This is a genomic window from Paenibacillus sp. CMM36, from assembly GCF_053570945.1.
This window is the reverse complement of record NZ_JBSEDY010000056.1, coordinates 1-1510: the sequence shown is the minus strand read 5'-3', so window position 1 is coordinate 1510 and position 1510 is coordinate 1. Positions and strand designations below refer to the sequence as shown.

The 1510-nt window shown below is 49.3% G+C and carries 1 protein-coding gene; it reads left to right on the top strand.

From position 1 onward, the window contains the following. Nucleotides 1-1510: condensation domain-containing protein (locus ACWA2B_RS27810; RefSeq protein WP_449292871.1), on the top strand; the 1510-nt coding region annotated here is incomplete at both ends.

The following is a 1510-nucleotide window of genomic DNA, read 5'->3' as shown; positions in this document are numbered from 1 at the left end:
CTGTACGTAGAGGATATACGTGAGAAGGAGAAGTCGGCGCAAGAGCAGTATATCGAGGAGTTCACGCGTGGAGATCAGCGGAGGGGCTTTGATCTGGCCAAGGATGCACTGATGCGTGTATCTATCTTGCGTACATCAGATGATTCATACCATTTTGTATGGAGCTTCCACCACATCATCATGGATGGCTGGTGTTTGTCGCTGGTTACCAACGAAGTCTTTGGAGGATATACCGCCCTAGCAGAAGGGAAACAACCGCAATTGCCTGTGGTGACACCATACAGCCGATACATCGAATGGCTGGAGGGGCAGAACCATCAGGAAGCAGCGGAGTATTGGAGCGGTTACCTGTGGGGCTATGAGGAAACGGCAGTCTTGCCGCAGGCCAAAACAGGGAAGACCCAGGGATATGAGGCCGAATATCTGGAATTTGATTTAGGTATAGACCTGACAAGGGCCTTGCTGCAACTAGCAAAGCAAGAACAGGTAACGATAAATACGCTGATGCAAACGGCCTGGGGTGTTTTATTACAAAAGTATAATCGCACAGAGGATGTTGTTTTCGGGAGCGTGGTTTCTGGACGCCCAGCGGACATTGCCGGAGTAGAGCAGATGATTGGACTATTCATTAACACGGTCCCCGTCCGTATTCAAGGCGGACAAGCAACTGCATTTACAGAGCTGATGAAGCAAACTCAGCGACAGGCGCTTGCTTCGGGAACGTACGAAACGTTCCCACTCTATGAGATTCAGGCACAGGCTGAGCAAAAAGTGGAACTGATTAATCATATTATGGTATTTGAGAACTATCCGATGGATGAACAAATTGAGCAATTAGGTGAAAGGGAAGAAGCTGATTTTAAAATAACCGGAGTAGATGCAGTTGAGCAGACGAATTATGATTTTAACATCGTGGTGTTACCGGGAGAGACGCTACGGGTTCATTTTGGTTACAATGCCCAGGTATATGATTACGAAAGGGTAGAACAGATTCAGGGGCATCTACTGCAACTGCTGGAGCAAATCAAGGTGAATCCAGCTGGCCGGATTTGCGAGCTGGATATATTAACCGCGCAAGAACGCGAGCAAATGCTGGGTGCTTGGTGTGACACGACAGCAGCATATCCACGTGAGCAGACGATTCACGGGTTGTTTGAGGAGCAGGTCAAGCAGACACCGGAGCAGGTAGCGGTATATTTTGAAGGAGCGCAGGTAACCTACCATGAATTAAATGAGCGAGCGAACCGTCTGGCGCGTACTTTACGCAGTAACGGTGTGATGGCAGACGGCCTAGTCGGCCTGATGACAGAGCGATCGATTGACATGATTGTCGGCATCATGGGTATTTTGAAGGCAGGGGGCGCCTACATTCCGATCGATCCGACTTATCCGGAGAACCGCATCCGTTATATGCTGGACGATTCAGGTACGGAACTGCTGTTAACGCAGCAGCATTTGGTTGGAAAAGTGGAATTTAGGGGCAAGGTACTGCTGCTGGATGCAGAAATGG